Source organism: Pseudofrankia asymbiotica, from assembly GCF_001983105.1.
Lineage (GTDB): Bacteria > Actinomycetota > Actinomycetes > Frankiales > Frankiaceae > Pseudofrankia > Pseudofrankia asymbiotica.
This window is the reverse complement of the sequence record NZ_MOMC01000121.1, coordinates 1-2143: the sequence shown is the minus strand read 5'-3', so window position 1 is coordinate 2143 and position 2143 is coordinate 1. Positions and strand designations below refer to the sequence as shown.

At 66.5% G+C, this 2143-nt stretch carries 1 protein-coding gene; it reads left to right on the top strand.

The features are described from left to right. Positions 1-22 precede the first annotated feature (22 nt). The coding region (locus BL253_RS37470; protein WP_241835496.1) for a tetratricopeptide repeat protein at positions 23-2143 on the top strand (2121 nt) is incomplete at its 3' end.

Here is a 2143-nt window from a genome sequence, read left to right as displayed (position 1 = left end):
GGCCACGGACCGGTCGGTGTTGATGGTCGTGGACTATGCCGAGACGCACGGCGACTTTCTCGACCGCCTGCTGGGAGTGCTGGGCGATCGTGCCAGCCGGCGTCCGGTGCGGCTCCTGCTGGTCGCGCGCACCGCCGGGGACTGGTGGACGGATCTGTCTCGCCGTTACGACCTGGCCGACGGCGCCGAGGTCGTGGCCTTGGCGCCGGTGGATGTCACGGTCGCCGGTCGCCGGGAGGCGTTCGCCGAGGCGGTCGAAGCGTTGGCGGCCCGGCTGCACGAGGTCGACAGCACGGTGGACTGGGAGGCGCGCGCAGCTGCGGTTGTCGGGCCTCGTCTGGACCCGGATGCTTTTGGGCAGGTCCTTGCTGTGCACGTGGCGGCGCTGGTCGCCCTGCTCGATGTCGACCGGCCGCCGGACTCGTCGGCGGGGGCCGAGTCGTGGGATCGGGTTGCGGATCGGCTGCTGCGACACGAGGAGGGCTACTGGATCCGGGCGGCCCACGGCCGTGGCATCGACCGTGCGTCGTCGACGCTCGCGGACGGGGTTTTGGCCGCGACCTTGTGCGGCGCCGCGTCGCACCAGGATGCGCTGGCCACGCTGGCCCGGTTGCCGGGTTTCGCCGGGACGGACGGGCTAGCCCATGACGCGCGTGACCAGGCGGTGCGCTGGCTGGCCGACCTCTACCCGCCGCCCCCCGACCGGCCTGCCAGCCGGTGGGGTGGTGTGGTCCCGGACCGGATCGCGGAGCACTTCGTCGCCCGAACCGTCGAACAGCGTGAGGGTGCTAGCAGAATCGAGCAGTTGTTGGACGGTGCCAGTGCTGGGCAGATTCACCAGGCCTTCACGGTGTTGACGCGCGCCTCCGCGGCGCGCCGCGACCTGGCCGACCTCGTCTATCGGCTGGTCGTTGACGATCCGGTCAGCCGGGCCGTGCCTGCGGTGCGGGTCGCGGTCGAAACCCCCACCCCAACCGAACTGCTCCGGGCACTCGCCACAGTGGCGGATCAGCTCGACGCCGACCAGCTCGGCGCCGTGATCGACGAACTGCCTCGTTATAGCACCCGTCTACTCGACCTCGCCGTCGATCTTCAACAGGCATATGTCTCCCGCCTCCGGGAAGCCGACTCGTCTGACGATGCACTGAGCGGACTCGCGAGCTCGCTGAACAACCTGTCCGTGCGCCTACGTGAGATGGGTCGATGGGAGGATGGCTTGGCCGTGATCGAGGAGGCGGTCAGCGTCTACCGTCGATTGGCCGCGGTGCAGCCGGATACTTTCCTACCCGATCTAGCCATGTCGCTGAACAACTTGTCGACCGGGCTGGGCGAGTTGGGTCGATGGGAGGATGGTTTAGGCTCGATCGAGGAGGCTATCGGTATCTACCGTCGGTTGGCCGAGATGCAACCGGATGCCTTCCTACATCGCCTGGCCACGGTGCTGAGCACCCTGTCGGTCCAACTGGGTGAGTTGGGCCGATGGGAGGATTCTCTGGCTGCGAGCGAGGAGGCTGTTGGCGTCTACCGTGGATTGGTTGATGTGCGCTCGGATGACTTTCGGGACGACCTGGCCATGGCACTGAATAACCTGTCGGTCCAACTGGGTGAGTTGGGTCAACGAGAGGATGGCTTGGCCGCGAGCGAGGAGGCTGTCAGTGCCTACCGTCAGTTGGCCGACGTGCAGCCGGACGCTTTCCTACCCGATCTAGCCAGGTCGCTGAGCAACCTGTCGGTCCGGCTGGGTGAGTTGGGTCGRTGGAAGGATGGCTTGGCCGCGATCGAAGAATCCGTCGGCGTCTACCGTCGGTTGGTTAAGGAGAACCCGGATGTTTTCTTGCCCGCTCTGGGCACGTCGCTAAATAACCTGTCGATTCAGATGAAGGAGCAGGGCCGACGGGAGGATGGCTTGGTCGCGAGCGAGGAGGCCGTCGACGTCTACCGTCGGYTGGTTGAGGTACGTCCAGATGTTTTCTTGCCCGACCTCGCGGGGTCACTGAACAACCTGTCGATCCGACTGGGTGGGTTGGGCCGCAGAGAGGACGGCCTGACTGCAATCGAGGAGGCACTCGCCATTCGTCGTCGGTTGGCTGAGGTTCGCCCGGATGTCTTCTTGCCCGACCTGGCCGGGTCGCTGATCAACCTG